Genomic DNA, 26,433 nt, shown 5'->3' with positions numbered 1-26,433 from the left:
CTCGTTCATGGGGTGGATCAGGGCCTTGAAGGGCAGCATGCGGACTAATTATTTCAAGACGTCATCCGTTCTCATTGGAGAAAGATTCCGGGCAGCAAGCCCGGCCACGGCGCCTTCCGGATGCCCATGATTTACTTATAACTATTTGATTTATAGATAGTTTTTTAGGTTATGGCAGAGCAGGGCCCGATCTCCATTGCAAGCATAATCCTGGCAGGAAACCCCATGACGGACGCGTTCGAACTCCCCAGTACCCTGGCCCAAGCCCTTCAACGCCGGGCAGTCCTGGCACCTGATCAAGTGGCGTTGCGTTTCCTCGCCGAAGAGCAGGCGCAGAGCGTGGTCCTCAGTTATCGGGATCTGGACCTTCGCGCGCGGACCATTGCGGCCGCCCTGCAAGCCAATGCCCGGCAGGGAGATCGGGCGGTCCTGCTGTTCCCCAGTGGTCCGGACTACGTCGCGGCATTTTTCGGTTGCCTGTATGCCGGGGTGATCGCGGTGCCGGCCTACCCGCCGGAATCGACCCGTCGTCATCACCAGGAGCGCCTGATCTCGATCCTCGCCGACGCCGAGCCACGGCTGTTGCTGACCAGCGCCGGGCTGCGCGATGCGCTGTTGCAGATGGACGAACTCAAGGCCGCCGGCGCGCCGCAACTGCTCTGTGTGGACACCCTGGACGCCAGGTTGGCCGAAGACTGGCAGGCGGTTGAGCTTGAGGACCACGACATCGCCTTCCTGCAATACACCTCCGGTTCCACCGCGCTGCCCAAGGGCGTGCAGGTCAGCCACGGCAACCTGGTGGCCAACGAGCTGTTGATCCGCCGCGGTTTCGGCATTGATCTCAATCCGGACGACGTGATTGTCAGCTGGCTGCCGCTGTACCACGACATGGGCCTGATCGGTGGCCTGCTGCAACCGATCTTCAGCGGCGTGCCCTGTGTGCTGATGTCGCCGGCCTACTTCCTGGCCCGCCCCGTACGCTGGCTGGAAGCGATCAGCGAATACGGCGGCACCATCAGCGGCGGCCCGGATTTCGCCTACCGCCTGTGCAGCGAGCGAGTCAGTGAATCGGCCCTGGAGCGCCTCGACCTCAGCCGCTGGCGCGTGGCCTATTCCGGTTCCGAGCCGATCCGCCTCGACACCCTGGAAGGCTTTGCCGAAAAGTTCAGCGCCAGCGGTTTTTGTCGCGACAACTTCCTGGCTTCCTACGGCCTGGCCGAAGCCACCCTGTTCGTCGCTGGCGGCGTGCGCGGCCGCGGCATCCCGGCGTTGCGTCTGGACGACCAGGCCCTGGCGCAGAACCGTGCCGAGCCTGGGCAGGGCAGTGCGATGATGAGTTGCGGCTTCAGCCAGCCGGAGCACGCCGTGCTGGTGATGGACCCACAGCAGCTCAGCGAACTGCCTGACAACCGCATCGGCGAAGTCTGGGCCGCCGGGCCGAGCATTGCCCACGGCTACTGGCGCAATCCCGAAGCCAGCGCCAAGACCTTCGTCCAGCATGCCGGCCGTACCTGGCTGCGCACCGGCGACCTGGGTTTCATGCGTGACGGCGAGCTGTTCATCACCGGGCGCCTGAAAGACCTGCTGATCGTACGCGGGCACAACCTGTACCCCCAGGACATCGAAAAAACCATCGAGCGCGAAGTGGAAGTGGTGCGCAAGGGCCGGGTGGCGGCGTTTGCGGTCAGCGACCAGGGCCAGGAAGGCATCGGCATCGCTGCGGAAATCAGCCGCAGCGTGCAGAAGATCCTGCCCCCCGAAGCGCTGATCAAGGCCATCCGCCAGGCCGTGGCCGAAGCCTGTCAGGAAGCGCCCAGCGTGGTGGTCTTGCTCAACCCCGGGGCCCTGCCGAAAACCTCCAGCGGCAAGTTGCAGCGCTCCGCCTGCCGCACACGGTTGGTCGATGGCAGCCTGGATTACTACGCGCTGTTCCCGCAGGCCGGCAGCGAACCCGCCCGCGTCGGTGAAGGTTCTGACGATGAACTGCAAAAACTGATCGGGCGAATCTGGCAGGAGCAACTGCAATGCGCGGCAGTGGCCGCCGACGATCACTTCTTCCTCTTGGGGGGCAACTCCATCGCGGCCACCCAGGTCATGGCCCGCCTGGGGCAGGAACTGGGCCTGGAGTTGAGCCTGCGCCTGTTGTTCGAAGCGCCGACCCTGGGTGAATTCAGTGCCGCCGTGGCGCGCCTGCAACAGGACGGCGGCGTGGCCCAGGGCAGCATTCAGGCCCTGTCGCGCCAGCAGCCGCTGCCCCAATCCCTGGCGCAGAACCGCCTGTGGATCACCTGGCAACTGGACCCGCACAGCAGCGCCTACAACATTCCTGGCGGCCTGCGCCTGCGTGGCGAACTGGACGAAGACGCCCTGCGCAGCAGCTTCCAGCACCTGCTCCAGCGTCACGAAGCGCTGCGCACGCGGTTCTTCGAGCGCGACGGCCAGGCCCTGCAACAGGTGGACGCCGCCGGTGAATTCAACCTGCAGGTGATCGACATCAGCGACCTGCCTGTGGCCGAACGCGAAGCCCGGGCGCAGCAGATTCGCGAAGACGAAGCCCGCACCCAGTTCGACCTGGAGCAAGGCCCGCTGTACTGGGCGACCCTGGTGCGCCTGGACGATGAAGAGCACCAGTTGCTGCTGACCCTGCACCACATCATCGCCGACGGCTGGTCGCTGAATGTGCTGATCGACGAGTTCTCCCGGCTCTACGCCGCCGCGGCCCGGGGCCAGAGCCTGGAGCTGGCGCCCCTGAGCTTGCAGTACGCCGACTACGGCAGCTGGCAGCGCCAATGGCTGGCCCAGGGCGAAGGCCAGCGTCAGCTGGACTACTGGAAGCAGCAACTGGCCGATGAGGCCCCGGTACTCAGCCTGGCCACCGACCACCCGCGTTCGGCCCAGGTCCGCCACAGCGCCGCGCGCCACAGCCAGCGCTTGAGCGTGACCCTCAGCGAGGCGATCCGCCAGACTGCCCAGGCCCAGCAAGTGACGCCGTTCATGCTGTTGCTGGCCACCTTCCAGACCCTGCTGCACCGCTACAGCGGGCAGACCGACATCCGCATCGGCGTGCCCAACGCCAACCGTCCACGCCTGGAAACCCAGGGCCTGCTGGGCTTCTTCATCAACACCCAGGTACTGCGCGGCCAGCTGGATGCGCGCCAGACCTTCGCCGAGCTGCTGCAACAGACCCGCCGCATCGCCCTTGAAGCCCAGGCGCATCAGGACCTGCCCTTCGAACAGTTGCTCGAAGCCTTCCCCGACGCCCGCGAGCAAGGCCTGTTCCAGGTCATGTTCAACCACCAGCAGCGCGACCTCAGCGCCTTGCGCCGCTTGCCGGGGCTGCTGGCCGAAGAGCTGCCGTGGCACAGCCGCGAAGCCAAGTTCGACCTGCAACTGCACACCGAGGAAGACCGCAACGGCCGCCTGAGCCTGGCCTTCGACTACGCCGACGAGCTGTTCGACGCGACGACCATCGAGCGTCTGGCCGGGCACTTCATCAGCCTGCTGGAGCATGCCTGCCAGCAGCCGGACAGCGCCCTGGGCGACTTGCCGTTGCTCGGCAAGGTCGAAGCGGCGCAACTGCAACAATGGAGCGTGGCGCCTTGCGCGAGCGCCGAACGCTGGCTGCCGGAACGCCTGCATGAACAACTGCAGCAGACCCCGGAGCGCACCGCGCTGATCTGGAACGGCGGCCAACTGAGCTTTGCCGAACTCCATGCCCAGGCCAACCGCCTGGCCCATTACCTGCGGGACAAGGGCGTCGGCCCGGACGTGTGCGTGGCCATCGCCGCCGAGCGTTCGCCGCAACTGCTGATCGGCCTGTTGGCGATCATCAAGGCTGGTGGCGCCTACGTGCCCCTGGACCCGGACTACCCCGCCGAGCGCCTGGCCTACATGCTCGAAGACAGCGGCGTGCAACTGCTGCTGACCCAAACCCAACTGCTCGGCCAGATGCCCGAGGCCCCAGGCGTCAGCGCCATCGCCATGGACAGTCTCAAGCTCGACAGCTGGCCGAGCCAGGCTCCGGGCCTGCACTTGGACGGCGAGCACCTGGCCTATGTGATCTACACCTCCGGCTCCACCGGCCAGCCCAAGGGCGTGGGCAACACCCATCGCGCCTTGATGGAGCGCCTGCAATGGATGCAGGACAGCTATCAATTGCAGGCCGACGATGTGCTGATGCAGAAGGCTCCCATCAGCTTCGACGTGTCGGTGTGGGAGTGCTTCTGGCCGCTGATCAGCGGTTGCCGCCTGCTGCTCGCCGCCCCTGGCGAGCACCGCGACCCGCATCGCATCGCCCAGCTGGTTCAGGAGTACGGCGTGACCACGCTGCACTTCGTGCCGCCGCTGTTGCAGCTGTTCGTCGATGAACCGCTGAGCGCCGACTGCCACAGCCTGCGCCGGGTGTTCTCCGGTGGCGAAGCCTTGCCCGCCGAACTGCGCAACCGGCTGTTGGAGCAGTTGCCGAACGCGCAACTGCACAACCGCTACGGCCCCACCGAAACCGCGATCAACGTTACCCACTGGCAGTGCTCGGTGGATGACGGCGAGCGCTCGCCCATTGGCCGGCCGCTGGGCAATGTGCTGTGCCGGGTGCTGGATGCCGAGCTCAACCTGCTGCCCGCCGGGGTGCCCGGCGAGCTGTGCATCAGTGGCCAGGGCCTGGCCCGGGGTTACCTGGGACGCCCGGCGCTGACCGCCGAGCGCTTTGTGGTCGACCCGCTGAGTGAGGAGGGCGCGCGCCTGTACCGCACCGGCGATCGGGTGCGCTGGTGCGCTGACGGCGTGCTGGAGTACCTCGGCCGCCTCGACCAGCAGGTCAAGCTGCGGGGCTTTCGGGTCGAGCCGCAGGAAATCGAAGCGCGGCTGCTGGCCCAGGACGGCGTGGCCCAGGCCGCGGTGCTGGTGCGCGACACCGTCGCCGGCCCGCAGTTGATCGGCTACTACACCGCCCAGGCCAGCGACGAAGATGAAACCGAGCAACGCGCTCGGCTGACCACCGCCCTGGCCGCCGAACTGCCGGAGTACATGGTGCCGGCGCAACTGCTGCGCCTGGAGGCCATGCCCCTGAGCCCCAGCGGCAAGCTGGATCGCCGGGCCCTGCCGGAACCGCAATGGCAGGTACGCGAACACGTTGAACCGAGCACCGATCTGGAACGGCAGATCGCCCAGATCTGGCGCGAAGTGCTGGGTCAGCCACGGATCGGCCTCAAGGACGACTTCTTCGCCCTGGGCGGGCATTCCCTGCTGGCCACCCAGATCATTTCCCGCACCCGTCAGGCCTGCGATGTCGAGCTGCCGCTGCGGGCGCTGTTCGAAGCCAGCGAGCTGGGAGACTTTGCCGAGCAGGTGCTGCTGATCCAGCAGTCCGGCGCGCGCAACCAGCAGCCGCCGATTGCCCGGGTCGACCGCAGCCAGCCGGTGCCGCTGTCCTACTCCCAGCAGCGCATGTGGTTCCTCTGGCAGATGGAGCCCGACAGCCCGGCCTACAACGTCGGCGGCATGGCGCGGCTGTCCGGGGTGCTGGACGTGGGCCGCTTCGAGGCCGCGTTGCAGGCGTTGATCCTGCGCCACGAAACCCTGCGCACCACCTTCCCCAGCGTCAATGGCGTGGCCCACCAGCAGGTGCATGCCGACACCGGCCTGCGCATGGCCTGGAAGGACTTCTCGGCCCTGGCTCCGGATGCCCGGCAACAACGCCTGCAACAACTGGCGGACAGCGAAGCCCACCAGCCCTTCGACCTGGAGACCGGCCCGCTGCTGCGCGCCTGCCTGGTCAAGGCCGGCGAGCAGGAGCACTACTTCGTCCTGACCCTGCACCACATCGTCACCGAAGGCTGGGCCATGGACATCTTCGCCCGCGAGCTGGGCGCGCTGTACGAAGCCTTCCTCGACGACCGCGAATCGCCCCTGGAACCCTTGCCGGTGCAGTACCTGGACTACAGCGTGTGGCAGCGCCAGTGGCTGGAATCCGGCGAGCGCCAGCGCCAGCTGGACTACTGGACCGGGCAACTGGGCCGCGAACACCCATTGCTGGAACTGCCCAGCGACCGGCCACGCCCGGCGGTGCAAAGCCACCAGGGCGAGCTCTACCGCTTCGATTTGAGTGACGAGCTGGCGGCCCGGGTGCGGGCCTTCAATGCCGAGCACGGCCTGACCCTGTTCATGACCATGACCGCCGCGTTGTCGGTGCTGCTCTATCGCTACAGCGGCCAGACCGACCTGCGCATCGGCGCGCCGGTGGCCAACCGCATCCGCCCGGAAAGCGAAGGGCTGATCGGCGCCTTCCTCAATACCCAGGTGCTGCGTTGCCAGCTCGACGGGCAGATGAGCGTCGGCCAGTTGCTGGAGCAGGTGCGCCACACCGTGATCGAGGGCCAGTCCCACCAGGACCTGCCCTTCGACCAGCTGGTGGAAGCCTTGCAACCGCCGCGCAGCACCGCCTACAACCCGCTGTTCCAGGTGATGTGCAACGTCCAGCGCTGGGAGTTCCAGCAAAGCCGTCAACTGGCGGGCATGACCGTGGACTACCTGGTCAACGATGCCCGGGCCACCAAGTTCGACCTCAACCTGGAAGTCACCGATCTGGATCAGCGTCTGGGTTGCTGCCTGACCTACAGCACCGACCTGTTCGATGAACCACGCATTGCGCGCATGGCCGCCCATTGGCGCAACCTGCTGCAGGCCCTGATTGACGATCCGCAACGACGCTTGTGCGAACTGCCGCTGCTGCACGCCGAGGAACAGCAGCAACTGCTGGACAGCCTGAGCGTCGAGCCCGGCGAGCACCGTCTGGACCAGTGCATCCACCACCTGTTCAGCGAACAGGCCCTGGCCCGTCGCGACGCCCCGGCCCTGACCTTCGCCGGACAGACCCTGAGCTACAGCGAACTGGACAGCCGCGCCAACCGCCTGGCCTGGATGCTGCGCGAGCGTGGCGTAGGCCCGCAAGTGCGGGTCGGCCTGGCCCTGGAGCGTTCCCTGGAAATGGTTGTCGGCCTGCTGGCGATCCTCAAGGCCGGTGGCGCCTACGTGCCCCTGGACCCGGAATACCCCCTGGACCGCCTGCATTACATGATCGAAGACAGCGGCCTCGGCCTGCTGCTCAGCGATGCGCGGATGTTCGCCGCCCTGGGTGAGTTGCCGGCGAGTGTCGGTCGTTGGTGCCTGGAGGAGGACGGCGCGTTGCTGGCCAACTACCCGGCCAGCGAGCTGCCCTTGATCAGCCTGCCCCAGCATCAGGCGTACCTGATCTACACCTCCGGCTCCACCGGCCAGCCCAAGGGCGTGGTGGTGTCCCACGGGGAAATCGCCATGCACTGCCAGGCGGTGATCCGTCGTTTCGGCATGCGCGCGGATGATTGCGAGCTGCACTTCTATTCCATCAACTTCGACGCTGCCACCGAGCGCCTGCTGGTGCCGCTGCTCAGCGGCGCCCAGGTGGTACTGCGGGCCCAGGGCCAGTGGGACGCCGAGGAAATCTGCCAACTGATCCGTCAGCATCGCATCAGCATCCTCGGTTTCACCCCGAGCTACGGCAGCCAGTTGGCCCAGCATCTGGCCACCCAGCAGCAGACTCTACCGGTGCGCATGTGCATCACTGGCGGCGAGGCTCTGACCGGCGAACACCTGCAACGCATTCGCGCGGCGTTCCAGCCGAGCCTGTTCTTCAACGCCTACGGCCCCACCGAAACCGTGGTCATGCCCTTGGCCAGCCTGGCGCCGGAGCACTTGGCCGAAGGCGTGGCCAGCGTGCCCATCGGCCGTATTGTCGGGGCGCGGGTGGCTTACATTCTCGATGCCGATCTGGCGCTGGTGCCATCCGGTGCCACCGGTGAGCTGTATGTCGGCGGCGCCGGGCTGGCCCAGGGTTATCACCGTCGTCCAGGGATGAGCGCCGAGCGTTTCGTGGCCGATCCGTTCTCCGGCGATGGCGGGCGCCTGTACCGCACCGGCGATCTGGTGCGCCAGTGCGCCGATGGCCAGTTGGAGTACATCGGCCGGGTCGACCATCAGGTGAAGATTCGCGGTTTCCGCATCGAGCTGGGGGAAATCGAAACCCGTCTGCTGGATCATCCGGCCGTGCGTGAAGCGGTGGTGCTAGCTCTCGACACCCCGGCCGGCAAACAGCTGGCCGGCTATTTGGTCAGCGAAGTTGCCGAGCACAACGAGGTGCAGCAGGCCAACCTGCGTGAAGCCCTCAAGCAGCAGCTGAAAACCCAGCTGCCGGACTACATGGTGCCGACCCACCTGATCCTGCTGGAGAGCATGCCCTTGACCGCCAACGGCAAGCTCGACCGCCGGGCCTTGCCGATGCCGGACCCAGAGCTCAATCGCCAGCAGTACGTGGCGCCGAGCAATGATCTGGAGCAGACCCTGGCCAAGGTCTGGGGCGAAGTGCTGAACGTGCAGCGCGTGGGCCTTAACGACAACTTCTTCGAACTGGGGGGCGACTCGATCCTGTCGATCCAGGTGGTCAGCCGTGCCCGCCAGTTGGGGATTCACTTCACCCCGCGGGACCTGTTCCAGCACCAGACCGTGCAGACCCTGGCCCGGGTCGCCAGCCACACTCAGCGCGTCAGCGCCGAGCAGGGTCAGCTCAGTGGCGAAGCGCCGCTGACGCCGATCCAGCACTGGTTCTTCGACAGCCGCATTCCCCAGCCGCAGCACTGGAACCAGGCGCTGCTGCTGGAGCCGCTGGGCGTGCTCGATGCTCAACGGCTGGAGCAAGCGCTGCTGGCGGTGCTGGAGCAGCACGACGCCCTGCGCCTGCGTTTCTCTCAAGCGGACGGGCAGTGGCGCGCCGAGTACCTGCCGCTGTCCGACGCGCCTGTGTTGTGGCAAGTGCGGGTGCCGTCCATGGCCACCTGCGAGGCGCTGTTCGCCGACGCTCAACGCAGCCTCGACTTAGAACACGGGCCGCTGCTGCGGGCGGTGTTGGTGGACGGGCCGGAAGGCGAGCAACGCTTGTTGTTGGCCATCCACCACCTGGTGGTGGACGGTGTGTCCTGGCGTGTGCTGCTGGAGGATCTGCAGAACGCCTATCGTCAGCTGGAAGCCGGGCAGGCTCTGAACCTGCCGGCCAAGACCAGCGCCCTGCGGGACTGGTCGAGCCGCCTGCAGGCCTATGCCGGCAGCGAATCCCTGCGTGAAGAACTCGGCTGGTGGCAGCAGCAACTGGCCGGCCCAGCGGCGAAACTGCCGGGGCTCAACGCCACTGGCCGCCAGCAGCATCAGCAGGCCCGCAGCCACAGCGTGACCCTGGATGCCGAACGCACCCGCCAGCTGCTGCAACAGGCCCCGGCGGCCTACCGCACCCAGGTCAACGACCTGCTGCTGACCGCCCTGGCCCGGGTGCTGTGCCGCTGGAGCGGGCAGCCTTCGGCCCTGGTGCAACTGGAAGGCCACGGCCGCGAGGCGCTGTTCGACGAAATCGACCTGACCCGCAGCGTCGGCTGGTTCACCAGCGCCTATCCGCTGCGCCTGACCCCGTTGCAAGTGGAAGAAGCGGCCGGGCAGGGCGCCTCGATCAAGGCCATCAAGGAACAACTGCGAGCGGTGCCGCACAAGGGCCTGGGTTATGGCGTGCTGCGCTACCTGGCCGATGACGCCTGCCGCGAGGCTTTGGCGGCGCTGCCGCTGGCGCCGGTGACCTTCAACTACCTGGGCCAGTTCGACCAGAGCTTCGGCGCCGACGCATTGCTGCGTCCGCTGGATGAATCCGTCGGTCCGACCCATGCACCTGAAGCACCGTTGCCCAACGAGCTGAGCATCGACAGTCAGGTCTATGGCGGCGAGCTGGTGCTGCGCTGGACTTACAGCGGCGAACGTTTCGACGCCGAGCTGATCGGCGAACTGGCGGACGCCTACCTGGGCGAGCTGCAGAGTCTGATTGCCCATTGCCTGCGCGACGATGCCGGTGGCCTGACGCCGTCGGACTTCCCCCTGGCGCGCCTGACCCAGGCCCAACTCGATGGCCTGCCGGTGGCGGCTGTGCAGATCGAAGACGTCTACCCGCTGACCCCGATGCAGGAAGGCATGCTGCTGCACACCCTGCTGGAGCCGGGCACCGGCTTGTATTACATGCAGGATCGCTACCGCATCAACAGCGAGCTGGACCCCGAGCGTTTCGCCCAGGCCTGGCAGGCGGTGGTGGCGCGCCACGAAGCCTTGCGCGCGTCTTTTTGCTGGAACGTCGGCGAAGACATGCTGCAGGTTATCCACAAGCCGGGCCGCACCCCGATCGAGTTCCTCGACTGGAGCGCGGTGCCCGAGGCCGAGCAGGAACCCAAGCTGCAAGCCCTGCATAAACAGGAGCGCGAGGCCGGTTTCGATCTGCTCAATCAGGCGCCGTTCCACCTGCGGCTGATCCGCGTCGGTGCGGCCCGTTACTGGTTCATGATGAGCAACCACCACATCCTCATCGATGCCTGGTGCCGCTCGCTGCTGATGAACGACTTCTTCGAGATCTACACCGCTCTGGGCGAAGGCCGCGAGGCGCAGTTGGCGGTACCGCCGCGTTACCGCGACTACATCGGCTGGTTGCAACACCAGAGCCTGTCCGAGGCGCGGCAGTGGTGGCGGCAGAACCTTGAAGGCTTTGAACGCACCACGCCGATCCCCAGCGACCGGCCGTTCCTGCGAGAACACGCCGGTGACAGCGGCGGCATGATCGTCGGCGACTGCTACACCCGCCTGGATGCCCGGGACGGCGCGCAACTGCGCGAGCTGGCGCAGCAGCATCAGCTGACCGTCAACACCTTCGCCCAGGCGGCCTGGGCCCTGGTGCTGCGGCGCATGAGCGGCGATCGCGACGTATTGTTCGGCGTCACCGTGGCCGGGCGTCCGGTGGACATGCCGGAGATGCAACGCACCGTCGGCCTGTTCATCAACAGCATCGCCCTGCGGGTCAAGCTGCCCGAGGAGGGGGAGCGCTGCAGCGTGCGCCAGTGGCTCAGCGGCTTGCTCGACCGCAACATGCAACTGCGCGAATACGAATACCTGCCGCTGGTAGCGATTCAGGAGTGCAGCGAGCTGCCCAAGGGCCAACCGCTGTTCGACAGCCTGTTCGTGTTCGAAAACGCCCCGGTGGAAGTCTCGGTGCTGGACCGTGCCCAGAGTTTGAACGCCAGTTCGGATTCCGGCCGTACCCACACCAACTTCCCGATCACCGCCGTGTGCTACCCGGGGGATGACCTGGGCCTGCACCTGTCCTACGACCAGCGCTACTTCGAACAGGCGACCATCGAGCGCCTGCTCGGCGAGTTCAAGCGCCTGCTGCTGGCCCTGATGCAGGGTTTCCACGGCGACATGACCGAACTGCCGCTGCTGGGTGAAGAGGAGCAGGACTTCCTGCTGGCCGGCTGCAACCAGAGCCAGCATGAGTACCCGCTGCAGCGCAGCTACGTGGAGCTGTTCGAGGCCCAGGTGGCGGCCCATCCGCAACGCATTGCCGCCAGTTGCCTGGACCAGCGCTACAGCTACGCCGAGTTGAACCGCTGCAGCAACCGCCTGGGCCATGCCTTGATTGCCAACGGCGTGGGCTTTGACCAACCGGTGGCCTTGCTGGCCGAGCGCGGCCTGGAACTCTTGGGCATGATCATCGGCAGCTTCAAGGCCGGGGCCGGCTACCTGCCCCTGGACCCGGGCCTGCCAAGCCAGCGCCTGGGGCGCATTATCGAGCTCAGCCGCACGCCGATCCTGGTCTGCAGCGCGGCCTGCCGCGAACAGGCCCAGGCCCTGCTGGACGAGTTCGCCTGTGCCGGGCGGCCACGGTTGCTGGTCTGGGAAGAGCTGCAAGGCGCCGGGCATGCCGAGCACAATCCGGGCCGCTACAGCGCGCCGGACAACCTGGCCTACGTGATCTACACCTCCGGTTCCACCGGCCTGCCCAAGGGCGTGATGGTGGAGCAGCGCGGCATGCTCAACAACCAGCTGAGCAAGGTGCCGTACCTGCACTTAAGCGAAGCCGACGTGATCGCCCAGACCGCGTCCCAGAGCTTCGACATTTCGGTCTGGCAGTTCCTTGCCGCACCGCTGTTCGGCGCCCGGGTCGACATCGTGCCCAACGCCATCGCCCACGATCCCCAGGGCCTGTTGGCTCACGTCCAGGAGCAGGGCATCACCGTGCTGGAGAGCGTGCCGTCGCTGATCCAGGGCATGCTCGCCCAGGACGCCATTGCCCTGGATGGCCTGCGCTGGATGCTGCCCACCGGCGAGGCCATGCCACCGGAGTTGGCGCACCAATGGCTGCTGCGTTATCCACAGATCGGTTTGGTCAACGCCTACGGTCCGGCGGAATGTTCCGATGACGTGGCCTTCTTCCGGGTGGACCTGGCTTCGACCCGGGGCGCCTACCTGCCCATCGGTACGCCCACCGACAACAACCGGCTGTACCTGATGGACGAAGCCCTGGAGCTGGTACCCCTGGGCGCCGTCGGCGAGCTGTGCGTAGCGGGCACCGGTGTCGGCCGTGGCTACGTCAGCGACCCGTTGCGTACCGCGCAGGCCTTCGTGCCCCATCCGTTCGGTGCGGCGGGCGAACGCCTGTACCGCACCGGCGATCTGGCACGCCGGCGCAGCGACGGCGTACTGGAATACGTCGGCCGGATCGACCATCAGGTGAAGATCCGTGGCTATCGCATTGAACTGGGGGAAATCGAAGCGCGCCTGCACGAACAGCCGGAACTGCGCGATGCCGCCGTGGGGGTGCAGGAAGGGGTCAACGGCAAGCATCTGGTGGGCTATCTGGTGGCCAGTGACTCAAGCCTGAGCCCGAGCGAATGCCTGGAGCGGATCAAACCGCGTCTGCGCGCCGAGCTGCCGGAATACATGGTGCCGCTGCACTGGCTGTGGCTGCAGCGCCTGCCGCTCAACGCCAACGGCAAGCTCGATCGCAAGGCCCTGCCGGCCCTGGAGATCGGCCAGTTGCAGAGCCAGGACTATCAAGCCCCGAGCAGTGAGCTGGAGCAAACCCTGGCCGATATCTGGGCCGAGGTGCTCAAGGTCGAACGGGTGGGCGTGCGCGACAACTTCTTCGAATTGGGCGGGCATTCCTTGCTGGCCACGCAGATTGCCTCGCGGGTACAGAAGACCCTGCAACGCAACGTACCGCTGCGGGCCATGTTCGAATGCAGCACAGTGCAGGAGTTGGCCGCGTACATCGACGGCTTGGTCGGGAGCGAGATCAGCGAGGAGAAGGTCGACCGGCTGAGTGATCTGATGGCCGAGTTGGAGGGCTTGTAACCCAGGTGTCGGCTTCGCTGGCAAGCCAGCTCCTACAGGAGTCGGGTTGACGGTACATAGGCCCTTGGACCCTCTGTTATGATCGCGCCCGGCTCAGGTCCAAGCACCTGCGCCGGGCGTTTTCATTCAAGGACCGGAACCATGGCAGAGCCGCTTTACTGGCACGACATCGAAGATACGTTGGGCAACTGGAGTGGCCTGGGTGTCGACGTGCAGCCGGGTGCCACGGACAAACCGCCGCTGTACCTGCGCACCGGCGCCAATGCCCGGATCAAGTTGATGCACCACGACACGCCGTTGTTCTGGGCCACCCTGGCCCGCGACCACGGCGGCGTCTGGCTGGTGCGCAACCCGCTGGCGGACGGCGCCGAATGCCGGTTGCTGGCACCCATCGACTCACCCACGGTGGAGCAGCACGCGGCGCTGGCGCCCGAGCGGCGGATCAAGGCCTGGAGCCGCTATTTCGTCAGCCATCTCAGTGAAAGCGCCCGGCACTTTCTCACCCCCGGTTTCTGGCTGGCCCAGGGCCTGCTGCCGGAGCCCTCCAGCACCGCGAGCGGCCTGGACAACTGGCGCTTCAGCTCCCGCGAAGATGCCCTGACCCACGTGCCCAACTGGCGGCTGTACGGCGAGGATTTTCTCGACAACCTGCAACCCCAGACCCTGGAGTGGATCGACTGGTGGCACGGCGGCGGCAAGCTCATCGGCCTGCACCGTGTCGACCCCGAGGCTGGGCGCTTGAAGTGGTGGCGCAAGAAGGCCCGCGAAGGCAGCCTGCCGCCGATCCTGTTGTGGTACGTCGGCGGGTTGGCGTCCTACGTGGTGATCGACGGCCATTACCGTTTGCAGGCGGCCATCGCGGAAAACCTCGCGCCATCATTTATCGTCCTCAGCGCCACCCGCGAGCGCGGCTTCGCACCGAGCCTGGAGCATCAGCAACGGGTCATGGATTCACTGCGCAAGCGCGGCGACGCGGTGCCGCGCAACCCGGCCCTGAGCACCGACAACCTCAACCGGGTGCTGATCCAGGCGTTCGATGACCGGCCGCAGTACCGCAGCGCTACCCCGGCCTGGGCCGGCAATGAACCGGAGTCGCAGTGGTGTGACGAGGTGCGTCAGTGCCTGGGCGGGCAAGGGTTGGCAGACGAAGTGGACGCGGTCATTGCGCGCCATGGGTAAAGCGCCGGCCGCCTTCGCTGGCAAGCCAGCTCCTACAGGCGAATGCGCCCTCCAGCCCTCTGCTATAGTCGCGCCCGCCTGCCGCTGGGCCGGTCATTGATCAAGGATTAGGGACAATCGTGGAACAGATTTTCTGGCGTGACATCGAGGATTTGGCCGGCCACTGGAACGGCCTCGGCGTGGACGTCAAACGCCCGGCCAACGGCAAACCCAACCTGTGCCTGCTCAGTGGCAACAACTGCCGTATGCAGTTGGTGCTGGGCGACCAGACCCTGCTCTGGGGCACCATGTCCCGCTGCCTGTATGGCGTATGGCTGGTGCGCAATCACCTGCCGGAGCAACTGCCGCAAACCCTGGTGGGCCCCATCGACTCGCCTCAGGTGGAACAACAGGCGCGCCTCGACCCGGCGCTGCGCCTCAAGGCTTGGAGCCGCTTCTTCGTCGAGCAACTGATGCAGCACCAGCCGGACTTCTTTTACCCCGGCTACTGGCTGGTGCGGGCCCTGCGCCCGGCATCGCAGAAACCGATGCGGCCGCTGCTCAGCGGCACCGAAGCCTGGTACTTCAAGGGCGGTGAAGATGCCCTGAGCCATATGCCGCAGTGGGCGATCTATGGCCGCAACATCCTCGACAACCAACAGGCCGGTACGGCGCGCTGGGTCGGGTTGGGGGAGTACGGTGGCGCAGTAGTCGGCCTGCATGCCGTGGACCCGCATTCCGGGCGCTTGAAGTGGTGGCGCAAAAAAGCCCGCGAAGGCAGCTTGCCGCCGATCCTGCTGTGGTACGTCACCGGTCTGAGCTGCTATCTGATTCTCGATGGCCATTACCGCCTGCAGGCGGCCATCGATGAAAACCTGCCGCCGGAGTTTCTGGTGCTCAGCTCGCCGCGGCTCTACCGCTATCGCCCCAACCCGCAAGAGCAGCAGAAGGTGCTGGGGGCGCTGCAAGTGCAAATCCAGCGCAACAAACTCGACACCGGGCGCTTCAACCAGTTGCTGATCAGCACCTTCGACGACCGGCCGTATCACGGCTTCGGCAGCCAGTCCTGGGCGGGGATTGCCTCGGAGCAGACGTGGATCGACCAGGTCAGCGGCATCCTCAAGGAACGCGGTGACCTGAGCGATCTTGAAGAAATCCTCGAGCGCGAGGCGCCGGAAGAATACCGCTGAGTCATGCTTGCGGCTGATGCCAATCGGTTTTTTGTAGCCGCTGCCGCAGGCTGCGAACGGCTGCGCAGCAGACGCGGCGATTTCAAGGCCGCCAGCGGTCTTTGACGGGAGATCGTCAAGCAAGGTCCTGCGGACCTTTTCGCAGCTTCGCCAAGGCTCAGCAGCGGCTACAGGTCCGCAGGGCCATAGGTCCACAGGCCAATGCCGATCGGGGCAAGGTGATTTCGGAAACAGGCTGGAAGGTCGCTGGAATGGCGTTTAGTCGCTTTCTTTTGTAAGGCAAATCCGAGAAACTGCGGGCCGCTTGAATGCGCCTGGTGGGCGGGCTAGGGTTCCGGAGCCATCGCCCAATCGATGGCTCGGATGTGCAAGTCCGACTGTTACCAGACGCATAAGCGCTCAGTCATGCCTGAGCGATTTCATGTTCGCCGTGTTATGGCGGCCGTGCGCGGGAGATCTTCGGATCTGCCGGGGTTCTGGTAACTCGGTCTTGCACACCCGCGTACGGCTGCCACCTTATTCGTGTGCAAGCGAACGGTGTCAGCTCCTTGTCATTACCAGGAGTTTGACCATGAAAAAGCTCGTCCCCGATCCCCCCACTTCCTACCGCGATCCCGCCCTTAAAGCCGCCAACGCCACCCTGCGCGTGGCCCTGGCCCGGCAACCGCTGGACCCCGCGCTGTTCCAGCTCACGACCCAAGCCAACCCCGTTTCCCCCGACTCGCTGTTCAGCGTGCGCGAAGGCGTCAGCGCCGAAGAGGCCTTGGTGCATGTGGCGCTGCTGCTCAAATGCGCCGAAGAGGTCTGCGATGAAATCACCCAGCAGGGCAGCGGCCTGGAGCGCGGGCTGATCTGGTCCATGGTGCATTCGGTGGAGATGGCGCGGGCGGTGGTCGAGGCCTTGCTCGACGGCCAGCGCGGGCCTTGAATCCGGGCATTTCCTGATACGTTTTTGTCGCCCCGGTCCGATTGACTGAGCTTTTTTCACGGCACAGTCTGTCGGACCTTTTTCGTCATTTCCTGCAGGAGCTAGCCAATGCCTTTCGCGACCATCGATGGACAACCGTTGCACTACCTTGACCAGGGCCAGGGGCCGGTGGTGTTCCTGGCCGGCAGTTATTTGTGGGACACCGGCATGTGGGCGCCGCAGATCGAGGCGTTGTCGGCGCGGTACCGGGTGATTGCCGTGGACCTGTGGGGCCATGGCCAGTCCGGGCCGTTGCCGCAAGGCACCGCGTCGCTGGACGATGTGGCGCGGCAGATGCTGGCCTTGCTCGACCATTTGCAAATTGAGCAGGTGACCCTGGTGGGCTTGTCGGTGGGCGGCATGTGGGGCGCCCGTATGGCCCTGGCGGCGCCGCAGCGCATCGACGGTCTGGTGCTGATGGACACTTACCTGGGCGCCGAGCCTGAGCCGACCCGGCAGTACTACTTTTCCCTGTTCCAGCAGATCGAGGACAGCGGCCTGATCGCTGAGCCGCTGCTGGATATCGTGGTGCCGATCTTCTTCCGTCCGGGTATTGATCGGCAGTCGGCGCTGTTCCAGGATTTTCGCGCCAGCCTCGCGGCGCTGCCGGCCGAGCGCCTGCGCGCGAGCGTGATTCCCATGGGGCGCATTACCTTCAGCCGGGCGGATGTGCTGGATCAGCTGGCGCGCCTGGATCGACAGAGCACCTTGCTGCTGTGCGGCGATCAGGACCAGCCGCGGCCACCGGCGGAAACCGTCGAGATGGCCGAGCGCATCGGCTGCCCTTATCAGCTGGTGCCCGAGGCGGGGCATATCTCCAGCCGCGAGAACCCGGAGTTCGTGACCCGGGCCTTGTTGGATTTCCTGGCGACGCGCCATTCGCATTGACCCGCCAAGGGCGGTGGCGGGGGAGCTTTGGTGGCGAGGGAGCAAGCACCCTCGCCACGCAGGGGGGTTATTTCGGGCCGAGAATCTGCGTCAGCTTGCCCGGGGCAGGGGCGCCTTGCTGTTGTTGCAGTTCGCCCTTGTCGTCGAGGTAGAAGATCGCCGGGGTCGCCGACAGCTCCAGCTCTTCCATCAGTTTCATGTTGGCGTCGAGCTTGGCCTGCACCGCCGCTGGAATGCTCGCCAGGGGTTTCAGGGCGCTGGCCTTGCCGGCTTTCTCGTGGTCCTGCAGGGCCTGTTGCGGGTCCTTGGCGGCCAGCAGGGCGGCGGATTTGCCCGGGCTGTCTTCGCGGATGATGCCCACCATGATGTGCCGCAGTTGCACCTTGCCGGCGTTCACCCAGGGCCGCGCCTGTTGCCAGAACATGTTGCAGTAGGGGCAGTTGGGGTCGCTGAACAGGTAGACGATGCGCGGCGCATCGGCCTTGCCGTCGGCGATCCAGTTGCTCTTGTCCAGGTTGTTCCAGACTTCCTTGGCCATCGGTGCGTAGACCAGTTTCTGCAGCGGCTCGGCGCTGAGGTCCTTGCCGTCGGCGTCGTACAGGTTGCCCAGCAGCACGTGCTTGCCGTCCGGGGTCAGGTACAGGGCCATGCCTCGGTTCTGGTACTGCGCGGCGTAGCCCTTGAGGCCATCCGGGGCATCGAAGCTGCCGAGGATCTTGGCGCCTTTTTCTTCGATCTTGCGGATCGGTGCGGGCAGTTCTTCGGCGTGCAGCAGCGGCGCGCTGAGCAGGGCTGCGCCCAAGGACAGGCTCAGCAGGTGGCGGATGAAGGGCATGGCAGTTTCCTTGCAGGGGCGACCGGGGTCGGATGGGCGTCGTCGAAGTTTTCCAGGGCACGGGCCAGGCTGGCTTCCGAGAGTTCACCCAGGTGACTGCTCAGCAGACGGCCGTCGGCGCTGTAGAACAGTGTAGTGGGCAGGGCCATGGAGCCCACGGCCTGGCCCAGGCGGCCGCCGCTGTCGAACAGCACGTTGTTCAGGTTCAGTTCCTGGGTGGCGAGGAAGGTGGCCACGCTTTGCATGCTTTCACCCTGGTTGACGAACAGGAAGGTCAGGTCCGGACGTTGCTGCTGGGCGCGCTCCAGGACCGGCATTTCTCGCCGGCACGGCGGGCACCAGGTGGCCCAGAGGTTGATCACCAGTGGCCCACCCTGGTAGTCGGTGAGCTGCACGGTGTCGCCGGTGGCATTGCGCAGGGGCATTTCCGGCAGGCGGGTGCCCTGGTCGTAGAGCGCCAGGGACAGGCTGGCCAGCAGCCAGAAGGCCAGGCCGCTGGCGATACCGGCGCCCAGCGGGCGGCGCAGCGGTGGGCGTTTCCAGCCCCAGGCCAGGGCTGCCAGAAGCATGATGATGACCCCCGGCCAGGCCAGGAAGCCGCCGTCGCGCAGGTCGATGATCAGCCACAGGTTGTGCTGGTAGTGCTTCCAGTAAGCGATGACAAAGCAGATCCGCGCCGCGAGCATGCCCAGCAGGAACAGCATGAACAGCACCGATTCCGGATTGTCGCCGCCGCGCTTGGCCACCCGCCAGCCCACCAGGGTGGCCAGGGCCAGGGCACTGATCAGCAGCAGGTGGTTGAGGGCGATGGCGAAGGTGCCGATGGTAAAGGTCAGCATCAACGGGCTTCCCGGGTCTGAGTCCAGCGTTGCAGGAAGGCCGTGGCATCGACTTCACCGGTGATGCGCTGGCTGCGGCGTTCGCTGCCGTCCGGGCCGATCCACAGGAAGCTGGGTGGGCCGGGCACTTTGTAGCGGCTGAGCAGTTCGCGGCCGTCGGCGTTGTCATGGGTGACGTCCAGGCGCAGCAGGCGCACGTCCTTCAGGGCGTCGAGGACTTGGGGCTGGCCGAACACGGTTTTCTCCATGATCTTGCAGGACACGCACCAGTCGGCGTAGTAGTCCAGCAGCACCCATTGGCCCTGGGCCTGGGCGCTGTCCAGGGCACGTTGCAGTTCCGCAGGCGACTTGACGGTGGTGAAGGCATCGTGGGCCGTGGCGCTGCTGGCCACGCTGCCACCGCTGTAGACCTTCAGCGGTCGCCACAGGTCATCGCTGCCACCAGCGGCGCCCACCAGCAGCACGCTGCCCCACAGGCCAAACAACACGGCTGCGGCGCCAAACAGGTGCAGCAGGCGCCCGGCGATGGCGCGTTGCTGCCAGGCGCAATAGGCCAGTACCAGGGCCAGGGCGCCCCACAGACCGATCCACAGGCTGGTGTCGAGCACCGGGCGCAACATATAGATAGCGGTGCCCAGGAACAGGAAGCCGAACACGCCCTTGAGCAGGTTCATCCACGGCCCCGGCTTGGGCAGGAAGCGGTTGCCCACGGTCACCAGCAATAGCAGCGGCAGGCCAATGCCCAGGCCCAGGGCGAACAGCGCCAGGCCGCCAAACAGGGCGTTGCCGGTCTGGGCGATGTACAGCAGGCCACCGGCCAGGGGCGCGGTCATGCACGGACCTACCAACAGCGCCGACAGGGCGCCGAGAGCGCCACAGCCGATCAGGCTGCCGCCCTGGCGCTGGCGGCTGGCGCCTTCCAGGCGGTCGCGCAGAAACGCGGGCATTTGCAATTCAAAGAAGCCGAACATCGGCAGCGCCAGCAGCACGAACAACGCGGCAAAGCTGCCCAGCACCCAGGGCTGTTGCAACCAGGCCTGCAGGTTGCTGCCCAGCAGGGCGGCGATCACCCCCATGCCGGCATACACCAGGGCCATGCACAGCACGTAGCTGGAGGCCAGGGCCAAGCCTCGGCGCGGGCTGGCGCCGCTGCCGACAACGATCCCCGCGAGGATCGGCAGCATCGGCAGTGAGCAAGGGGCGAAGGCCAGCAGCAGGCCGAAACCGAAGAAGGCCAGCAGGCCCAGGCCCCAGGATTTTTGTTGCAGGTCGTTGGCCAGCAGTTGGTCCTGGGCCGTGCCAGGGCCGGCGGCGACCGGGCTGCTGGCGGCGGGCGCACCACCCAGGTCGAGTTCCAGGGTTTGCGGCGGGTAGCACAGGCCGGCGTCGGCGCAGCCCTGCCAGCCCAGCTTGACCTTGCCGCTGGCGGCGGGCGGCAGCTTCACTTCCAGGCCCTGGCGATACACGGTCTGCTCGCCGAAGAATTCGTCGCTGTGGTGTTCGCCGTCCGGCAGCGTCGGCTGATGCTCCTGGGCCAGGCCATCGAACTTCAGGCGTTTCTGGTACAGGTAGTAGCCGTCGGCAATCTGCCAGAACAGCTGGGTTTCTCCGGAAGGCAGGCGCTCGGAGGTGAAGGTGAAGGCCTTGTCCACCGGCAGGAAGTCGGGCTTGACCTCGAACGGATTGTTGCTGGCTTCTGCCAGGGTGGTGAACAGCATAAACAGCAAAATGAGCAATCGACGCATGGTCAAGCCTTAAACCGGTGCAAGTGGGATGCACAATGGCGGGTCCTGATTAACCGATGATTAACCATACTTGGGTTGTTGCACGGCGGTGGCGGGCATAATGTCCGCTTAATCCGCCGCCTGTCTAATCAACGCCTTTGTTACAGGACCGACCATGCACGTACTTGTCTGTGAAGATGATGAGCTGATTGCCAGCGGAATAGTCGCCGGCCTCACGGCCCAGGGCCTGACGGTCGAGCATGTGGCCTCCGCCTCGGCGGCGCGGGCCATGCTCGGCGTGGCCGATTTCGACGTGATGGTACTGGACTTGGGCCTGCCGGATGAAGATGGTTTGAAGTTGCTCAAGCAACAGCGCCAGCAGGGCCTGGAGATTCCGGTGCTGATCCTCACCGCCCGCGATTCGGTGACCGATCGGGTCGACGGCCTGCAGGCCGGGGCCGACGATTACCTGCTCAAGCCGTTCGACCTGCGGGAGTTGGCGGCGCGTCTGCATACCCTGTTGCGCCGGGTAGCGGGGCGCAGCGTCAACCTGATCGAGCACGGACGCCTGACCTACGACCCCAGCACCCGGGAAACCCGCCTGGGCGGCGAGCCGGTGGATCTGTCCCGGCGCGAGCAGGCGCTGCTTCAGGCCCTGCTGCACAACCGCGGCCGGGTGCTGTCCAGCGAACAGCTCAAGGACAGCGTCTACGGGTTCAACGATGAACTGGAAAGCAACGCCCTCAACGTGCACATCCACCACCTGCGGCGCAAACTGGGCAACGGCATCGTCGAGACGGTGCGCGGCCTGGGTTATCGCCTGGGGCCGGCCGATGGCCAGGAGCAGTCGTAAGTGAGGAGCCTGCGCCTGCGCCTGAGCGTGACCCTGGGCGCCGCCTTCATTCTGATCTGGACCCTGGCCGCGGCCTGGATGCTCAGCGATCTGCGTAATCAGATGATGTTTTCCCTGGATCAGCGGCTGGTGGCTTCGGCGCGCATGGTGGCCGGTCTACTGGAACAGATGCCGGCGCTGCCTTCCGATACACATGCCCATCCGATTGCCAGCGCGGCCTTGACCATTCCCGGGGGCATGGCCTGTCAGGTCAGTTCCCTGCGCGGGCAGGTCCTGGCCCGCAGCCACAGCACCCCGGAGCACACCCTGGAAGCCGAGAAGCTGGGCTTTCATGACCAGATGATCGACGGCGCGCCCTGGCGCACCTTCACCCTGGTGCGCGGTGATCTGCGCATCACCACCGCTGACCGCCAGGTGGAACGCGAGGCGCTGAACATGTCGGTGCTGCTGGCCGCTTCGGTGCCGGTGGGGGTGGCCTTGCTGGGCTGTCTGTGGCTGTTGTGGTTGGGCATCGGCCAGAGCCTGGCGCCGCTGAACCGGATTCGCGACGCGTTGATGCGCCGCAGCGCTGACTCCCTGGAGCCGTTGCAGATCCGGCCCATGCCCAGCGAATTGCGGCCGCTGGTGGACACCCAGAACCAGCTGTTCCAGCGCATCGCCAAGACCATCGAGCGCGAACGCCGTCTGACTGGCGACGCCGCCCATGAATTGCGCAGCCCGCTGACTGCGATCAAGACCCACCTGCAGGTGGCGCGCATGACCGACGGCGCGGCCCGGGATCAATCCCTGGCCCGGGCGGAGGAGGGCGCCGACCGCCTGCACCGGACCCTGGAACAACTGCTGTTGCTGGCTCGGGTCGAGGGCAGCCTGTCGTTCGATGACGGCGTGCACTGCAATGCCGAGCAAGTGGTTCGCCTGGCAATCCAGGATGCCGCCGTGGGCGCCCGGCAGCGGGTCAAGGTGCACCTGGGAGAGCACACCGCCGAGGCCCCGGTGGTCATGCCCTCGACCTTGGCAATTGCCGCCTTGCGCAACCTGTTGGACAACGCCCTGCGCCACACCCCGCAAGACTGCCCGGTGGAGTTGAACCTGGAGCTGGTGGCCGGTCGCCTGCGTTTCCAGGTGCGTGACCATGGCCCGGGGATTGCCCAGGAAGACCTGCAACACCTGACCCAGCGTTTCTGGCGCAACAGCCAGAGCACCGGGTGCGGTCTGGGCCTGGCGATTGTCCAGGCCATTGTCCAGCGTTGCGCTTGCGAGCTGCACTTCGACAGTCTTCCTGATGGCCTGCGGGTCGAGCTGACCCTGCCTGCCCACCGCGCCTGACCCATCACCGTCCCCTGTAGGCGCTGGCTTGCCAGCGAAGAGGCCCTTGAGGCCGCCTTCGCCAGCAAGCTGGCTCCTACAGTGCCTTGTACGTTCCCCCCTGCCCGCCGCAGAAGCTGGCTTGCCAGAGAAGAGGCCCCTGAGATCGCCTTCGCCAGCAAGTTGGCTCCTACGGGGCGGTATGTGCAATTTCCTCGTCCTGGGGTGTAAATCCCGACCGCGCTGATGCGTTTTTAGAACAGGAAAACCTGTCAGTGCGCACCCGCGCTTGGGCTGCGCATCCGGCCGGTGGTCGTTTTGCTCAAATTGCAGCGCGAGGGTTCGAGACATGTCAGCCGTTACCAGCCTTATGGACGATCAGCCGGTGGGCCTTGCTCCCGCCCCGGCCGAGGCGCTTTACCAGTTCGAGGAGTCGCCCCTGCTGGCCCGTCAGAGCCGTCAGGAATCCAATGCCCGCAGCTATCCGCGGCGCATTCCCCTGGCCCTGAAACGGGCCAGTGGCATTCATGTCGAGGATGTCGAAGGCCGGCGTTTCATCGATTGCCTGGCCGGGGCCGGGACCCTGGCCCTGGGCCACAACCACCCGGTGGTGATCGCCGCGATCCAGCAGGTGCTGGCCGATGAACTGCCGCTGTTGACCCTGGACCTGACCACCCCGGTCAAGGACCAGTTCGTCCAGGACCTGTTCGGCCTGTTGCCCGAGGCCCTGGCCGCCGAAGCCAAGATCCAGTTCTGCGGCCCCACCGGCACTGATGCCGTGGAAGCCGCGCTGAAGCTGGTGCGCACCGCCACCGGACGCAGCACCGTGCTGTCGTTCCAGGGCGGTTACCACGGCATGAGCCAGGGCGCGCTGAGCCTGATGGGCAGCCTGGGGCCCAAGCGTGCGTTGGCGGGACTCTTGAACAATGGTGTGCAGTTCCTGCCCTTTCCCTATGACTACCGCTGCCCGTTCGGGCTGGGGGGCGCCGAGGGGGTCAAGGTCAACCTGCATTACCTGGAAAACCTGCTGAGCGATCCTGAAGCGGGCGTGGCCCTGCCAGCGGCGGTCATCGTCGAGGCGGTGCAGGGCGAGGGCGGGGTGATTCCGGCGGACCTGGACTGGCTGCGAGGGTTGCGGCGCATCACCGAGCAGGCCGGGGTGGCGCTGATCGTCGATGAAATCCAGAGCGGCTTCGGTCGCACCGGCAAGATGTTCGCCTTCGAGCACGCCGGGATCATTCCCGATGTGGTGGTGATGTCCAAGGCCATCGGCGGCAGCCTGCCGCTGGCGGTGATGGTCTATCGCGACTGGCTCGACACCTGGCAGCCGGGGGCACACGCCGGGACCTTCCGTGGCAATCAGATGGCCATGGCCACCGGTTCCGCGGTGATGCGCTACCTCAAGCAGCACCGGCTGCCCGAGCACGCGGCGGCGATGGGCGAGCGCTTGCGCGAGCACCTGCTGATCCTGCAGCGGGACTTCCCGCAACTGGGGGATGTCCGTGGCCGTGGCCTGATGCTTGGCGTCGAGCTGGTGGACCCTGCCGGCGCCCGGGATGCCCAGGGCCATCCGCCGCAACATTTGCGCCTGGCGCCGCTGGTGCAGCGTGAATGCCTCAAGCGCGGCCTGATCCTCGAACTGGGCGGGCGCCATGGCAGCGTGGTGCGCTTCCTGCCGCCGCTGATCATCAGCGCGGCGCAGATCGATCAGGTGGCGGACATCTTCAGCAAGGCAGTGGCCGCCGCGGTGGCCAGTCTTTAATTTTTCGCGGCCCTGGTTCGTTCCTTCTACACAACTGCCACGCCTGGGGCGCGGCACACCTTATTAACGACGGAGACAAGCAATGACTTCAGTATTCGACCGTGAGGACATCCTGTTCCAGGTAGTGGTCAACCACGAAGAGCAATACTCGATCTGGCCCGACTACAAGGCCGTGCCCCAGGGCTGGCGCACTGTGGGCAAGAGCGGCTTCAAGAAAGAGTGCCTGGCCTACATCGAAGAAGTCTGGACCGACATGCGGCCCCTGAGCCTGCGCCAGAAGATGGACCAGCAGGCCGTGGCCGGCTGATCTGCAAGACCTGTAGCCGCTGCCGAGCCTGCGAGGCTGCGCAAAGGGCCGCAGGCCCTTCAGCGTTCTCAAGAGCAGCGCCTCCTGCGCAGCCGTTCGCAGCCTGCGGCAGCGGCTACAAAAAACCGGATCGGGATTGTTGTGTAGCCGCTGCTGAGCCACGGCGAAGCTGCGCAAAGGGCCGCAGGACCTTCTGCGATCTCAAGAGCAGCGCCTCCTGCGGAGCCGTTCGCAGCCTGCGGCAGCGGCTACAAAAAACCGGATCGAGATTGTTGTGTAGCCGCTGCTGAGCCACGGCGAAGCTGCGCAAAGGGCCGTAGGACCTTTTGCGATCTCAAGAGCAGCGCCTCCTGCGGAGTCGTTCGCAGCCTGCGGCAGCGGCTACAAAGGCGCTGGCGTCTTGAGCTTGGCGGTTTTTCATGCCGGGCGATCAGGCCATGCGCTTGACGGCTTGCAGGGTGTAGCTCAGTGGCAGGCGCCATGGCGCTTCCTTGAGTCGCCATTCGCCGCGTTCATCCACCACCATTTGCCCGGGCAGGGCCTCCCAGGGAATGCTCTGGTGTTCCACCAGTCCGGTGATTTCCAGGCCTTGGGCCAGCAAGGCGCTGATGATTTCCCCCAGGCCGTGATTCCACTCGTGGGTCACCGTGGCCTTGAGGCTGCTCTCGGTTTCCACGTAGGTGGTGTCCTCGTCCCAGACCAGCGGCTCGCTGCGTTCGAAGTAGGGAAACGCCACTTGCAGCGAATCGCGCTGTTCTTCATCCAGGGCCCAGAGCATTGGATGCCCCTCGCGGATAAACAGCCGGCCACCGGGCTTGAGCAGGGCGCCGACGGTCTGTGCCCAGCGCTCGATGCTCGGCAGCCAGCACAGCGCGCCGATGCCGGTGTAGACCAGATCGAATTCGCCGCGGGGCAGTACGTCGGTGGCCGCGAACACGTCCGACTCGTGGTAGTCGATAGGCGTATTGCAGCGTTGGGCCAGGGTCCGGGCTTCAGCCAGGGAGGCCGAGGAAAAATCCAACCCGCTCATCCGTGCGCCCAGGCGCGCCAGGGACAGGGTGTCGGTGCCGATATGGCATTGCAGATGCACGCCGCGCAGGCCCTGGATGTCGCCCAAGAGAGGACGGTCGAACTGCACCACGTCGGAGAGAAACTGCGGGTCGTCGACAAAGCGCTGCACCGCGTAATCCGCCGAGGCCGCGTGCAAGGGCGCGCGTTCGTCCCAATTGGTCTTGTTGAGGGTCAGGTATTCGCTCATGGCCTGGTCTTCCTGTCTGGGCATTGTTGCGACGCGCAGACTAGCACCGGGAAATGACCGCGATCTTGAGCAAATATGTAAGCGGCCCCGGTCCCCTGACCCCGA

The 26,433-nt window shown here is 65.9% G+C and carries 13 protein-coding genes; 9 read left to right on the top strand and 4 right to left on the bottom strand.

Going from position 1 to position 26,433, the window contains the following annotated elements:
- Positions 1 to 225 precede the first annotated feature (225 nt).
- The 5 genes from LOY69_RS20680 to LOY69_RS20660 all read left to right on the top strand — a co-directional run bounded on the left by LOY69_RS20680 (position 226) and on the right by LOY69_RS20660 (position 17,445).
- A complete protein-coding gene (locus LOY69_RS20680; protein WP_265073539.1) occupies positions 226 to 13,242 on the top strand; it encodes a non-ribosomal peptide synthetase in 13,017 nt (4,338 codons plus the stop codon).
- A 141-nt stretch (positions 13,243 to 13,383) separates the two neighbouring features.
- Positions 13,384 to 14,421, top strand: coding sequence for a ParB/Srx family N-terminal domain-containing protein (locus LOY69_RS20675; protein ID WP_265073538.1), 1,038 nt, complete (start codon positions 13,384 to 13,386; stop codon positions 14,419 to 14,421).
- Between the two features lie 119 nt (positions 14,422 to 14,540).
- Entirely contained in the window at positions 14,541 to 15,590 is a 1,050-nt protein-coding gene (locus LOY69_RS20670; RefSeq protein ID WP_265073537.1) for a hypothetical protein, read from the top strand.
- A 571-nt stretch (positions 15,591 to 16,161) separates the two neighbouring features.
- On the top strand, positions 16,162 to 16,518 hold the full coding sequence (locus LOY69_RS20665; RefSeq protein WP_265073536.1) for a DUF6124 family protein: 357 nt from the start codon (positions 16,162 to 16,164) through the stop codon (positions 16,516 to 16,518).
- Positions 16,519 to 16,626: 108 nt separating this feature from the next.
- Positions 16,627 to 17,445 carry an alpha/beta fold hydrolase gene (locus LOY69_RS20660; protein ID WP_265073535.1) on the top strand — a complete coding sequence of 273 codons (819 nt, stop codon included), beginning with the start codon at positions 16,627 to 16,629 and terminating at the stop codon, positions 17,443 to 17,445.
- A gap of 67 nt (positions 17,446 to 17,512) precedes the next feature.
- Here LOY69_RS20660 and dsbG read toward each other — a convergent pair whose 3' ends face one another.
- The 3 genes from dsbG to dsbD are packed head-to-tail and all read right to left on the bottom strand — an operon-like array spanning position 17,513 to position 20,864.
- Entirely contained in the window at positions 17,513 to 18,280 is a 768-nt protein-coding gene (gene dsbG, locus LOY69_RS20655) for a thiol:disulfide interchange protein DsbG (protein WP_110597215.1), read from the bottom strand.
- Positions 18,256 to 19,119 carry a TlpA family protein disulfide reductase gene (locus LOY69_RS20650; protein ID WP_265073534.1) on the bottom strand — a complete coding sequence of 288 codons (864 nt, stop codon included), beginning with the start codon at positions 19,117 to 19,119 and terminating at the stop codon, positions 18,256 to 18,258. The genes dsbG and LOY69_RS20650 overlap by 25 nt, the downstream gene beginning before the upstream one ends.
- Positions 19,119 to 20,864, bottom strand: a complete 1,746-nt coding sequence (gene dsbD, locus LOY69_RS20645) for a protein-disulfide reductase DsbD (protein WP_110653156.1) — start codon at positions 20,862 to 20,864, stop codon at positions 19,119 to 19,121. The genes LOY69_RS20650 and dsbD overlap by 1 nt, the downstream gene beginning before the upstream one ends.
- Positions 20,865 to 21,018: 154 nt before the next feature.
- Between dsbD and LOY69_RS20640 the strand changes: the two genes are divergently transcribed.
- The 4 genes from LOY69_RS20640 to LOY69_RS20625 all read left to right on the top strand — a co-directional run bounded on the left by LOY69_RS20640 (position 21,019) and on the right by LOY69_RS20625 (position 25,070).
- Entirely contained in the window at positions 21,019 to 21,696 is a 678-nt protein-coding gene (locus LOY69_RS20640; RefSeq protein ID WP_102880393.1) for a response regulator, read from the top strand.
- A complete protein-coding gene (locus tag LOY69_RS20635; protein ID WP_123394232.1) occupies positions 21,697 to 23,022 on the top strand; it encodes an ATP-binding protein in 1,326 nt (441 codons plus the stop codon).
- A 328-nt stretch (positions 23,023 to 23,350) separates the two neighbouring features.
- Positions 23,351 to 24,763 (top strand): aspartate aminotransferase family protein, encoded by a 1,413-nt coding sequence (locus tag LOY69_RS20630; RefSeq protein ID WP_110597217.1) that lies wholly within the window; start codon positions 23,351 to 23,353, stop codon positions 24,761 to 24,763.
- An 82-nt stretch (positions 24,764 to 24,845) separates the two neighbouring features.
- Positions 24,846 to 25,070 carry an MbtH family protein gene (locus LOY69_RS20625; protein WP_016965112.1) on the top strand — a complete coding sequence of 75 codons (225 nt, stop codon included), beginning with the start codon at positions 24,846 to 24,848 and terminating at the stop codon, positions 25,068 to 25,070.
- Between the two features lie 430 nt (positions 25,071 to 25,500).
- Here the strand turns inward: LOY69_RS20625 and LOY69_RS20620 are convergent, their stop codons facing one another.
- Positions 25,501 to 26,328, bottom strand: a complete 828-nt coding sequence (locus LOY69_RS20620; protein ID WP_265073533.1) for a class I SAM-dependent methyltransferase — start codon at positions 26,326 to 26,328, stop codon at positions 25,501 to 25,503.
- Between the last annotated feature and the right edge of the window lie 105 nt (positions 26,329 to 26,433).

The sequence above is a fragment of the Pseudomonas sp. B21-059 genome (assembly GCF_026016285.1).
Classification (GTDB): domain Bacteria; phylum Pseudomonadota; class Gammaproteobacteria; order Pseudomonadales; family Pseudomonadaceae; genus Aquipseudomonas; species Aquipseudomonas danubii.
The sequence above is the reverse complement of the archived record's forward strand: the minus strand, read 5'-3'. Positions and strand labels throughout refer to the sequence as shown.

Excerpts from the sequence above, each read along its gene's own strand:
- LOY69_RS20625 (WP_016965112.1), top strand. The coding sequence starts at position 24,846 with ATGACTTCAGTATTCGACCGTGAGGACATCCTGTTCCAGGTAGTGGTC.
- LOY69_RS20630 (WP_110597217.1), top strand. The coding sequence starts at position 23,351 with ATGTCAGCCGTTACCAGCCTTATGGACGATCAGCCGGTGGGCCTTGCT.
- dsbD (WP_110653156.1), bottom strand. The coding sequence starts at position 20,864 with ATGCGTCGATTGCTCATTTTGCTGTTTATGCTGTTCACCACCCTGGCA.
- LOY69_RS20680 (WP_265073539.1), top strand. The coding sequence starts at position 226 with ATGACGGACGCGTTCGAACTCCCCAGTACCCTGGCCCAAGCCCTTCAA.
- LOY69_RS20650 (WP_265073534.1), bottom strand. The coding sequence starts at position 19,119 with ATGCTGACCTTTACCATCGGCACCTTCGCCATCGCCCTCAACCACCTG.
- LOY69_RS20675 (WP_265073538.1), top strand. The coding sequence starts at position 13,384 with ATGGCAGAGCCGCTTTACTGGCACGACATCGAAGATACGTTGGGCAAC.
- LOY69_RS20640 (WP_102880393.1), top strand. The coding sequence starts at position 21,019 with ATGCACGTACTTGTCTGTGAAGATGATGAGCTGATTGCCAGCGGAATA.
- LOY69_RS20660 (WP_265073535.1), top strand. The coding sequence starts at position 16,627 with ATGCCTTTCGCGACCATCGATGGACAACCGTTGCACTACCTTGACCAG.
- LOY69_RS20665 (WP_265073536.1), top strand. The coding sequence starts at position 16,162 with ATGAAAAAGCTCGTCCCCGATCCCCCCACTTCCTACCGCGATCCCGCC.
- LOY69_RS20620 (WP_265073533.1), bottom strand. The coding sequence starts at position 26,328 with ATGAGCGAATACCTGACCCTCAACAAGACCAATTGGGACGAACGCGCG.
- dsbG (WP_110597215.1), bottom strand. The coding sequence starts at position 18,280 with ATGCCCTTCATCCGCCACCTGCTGAGCCTGTCCTTGGGCGCAGCCCTG.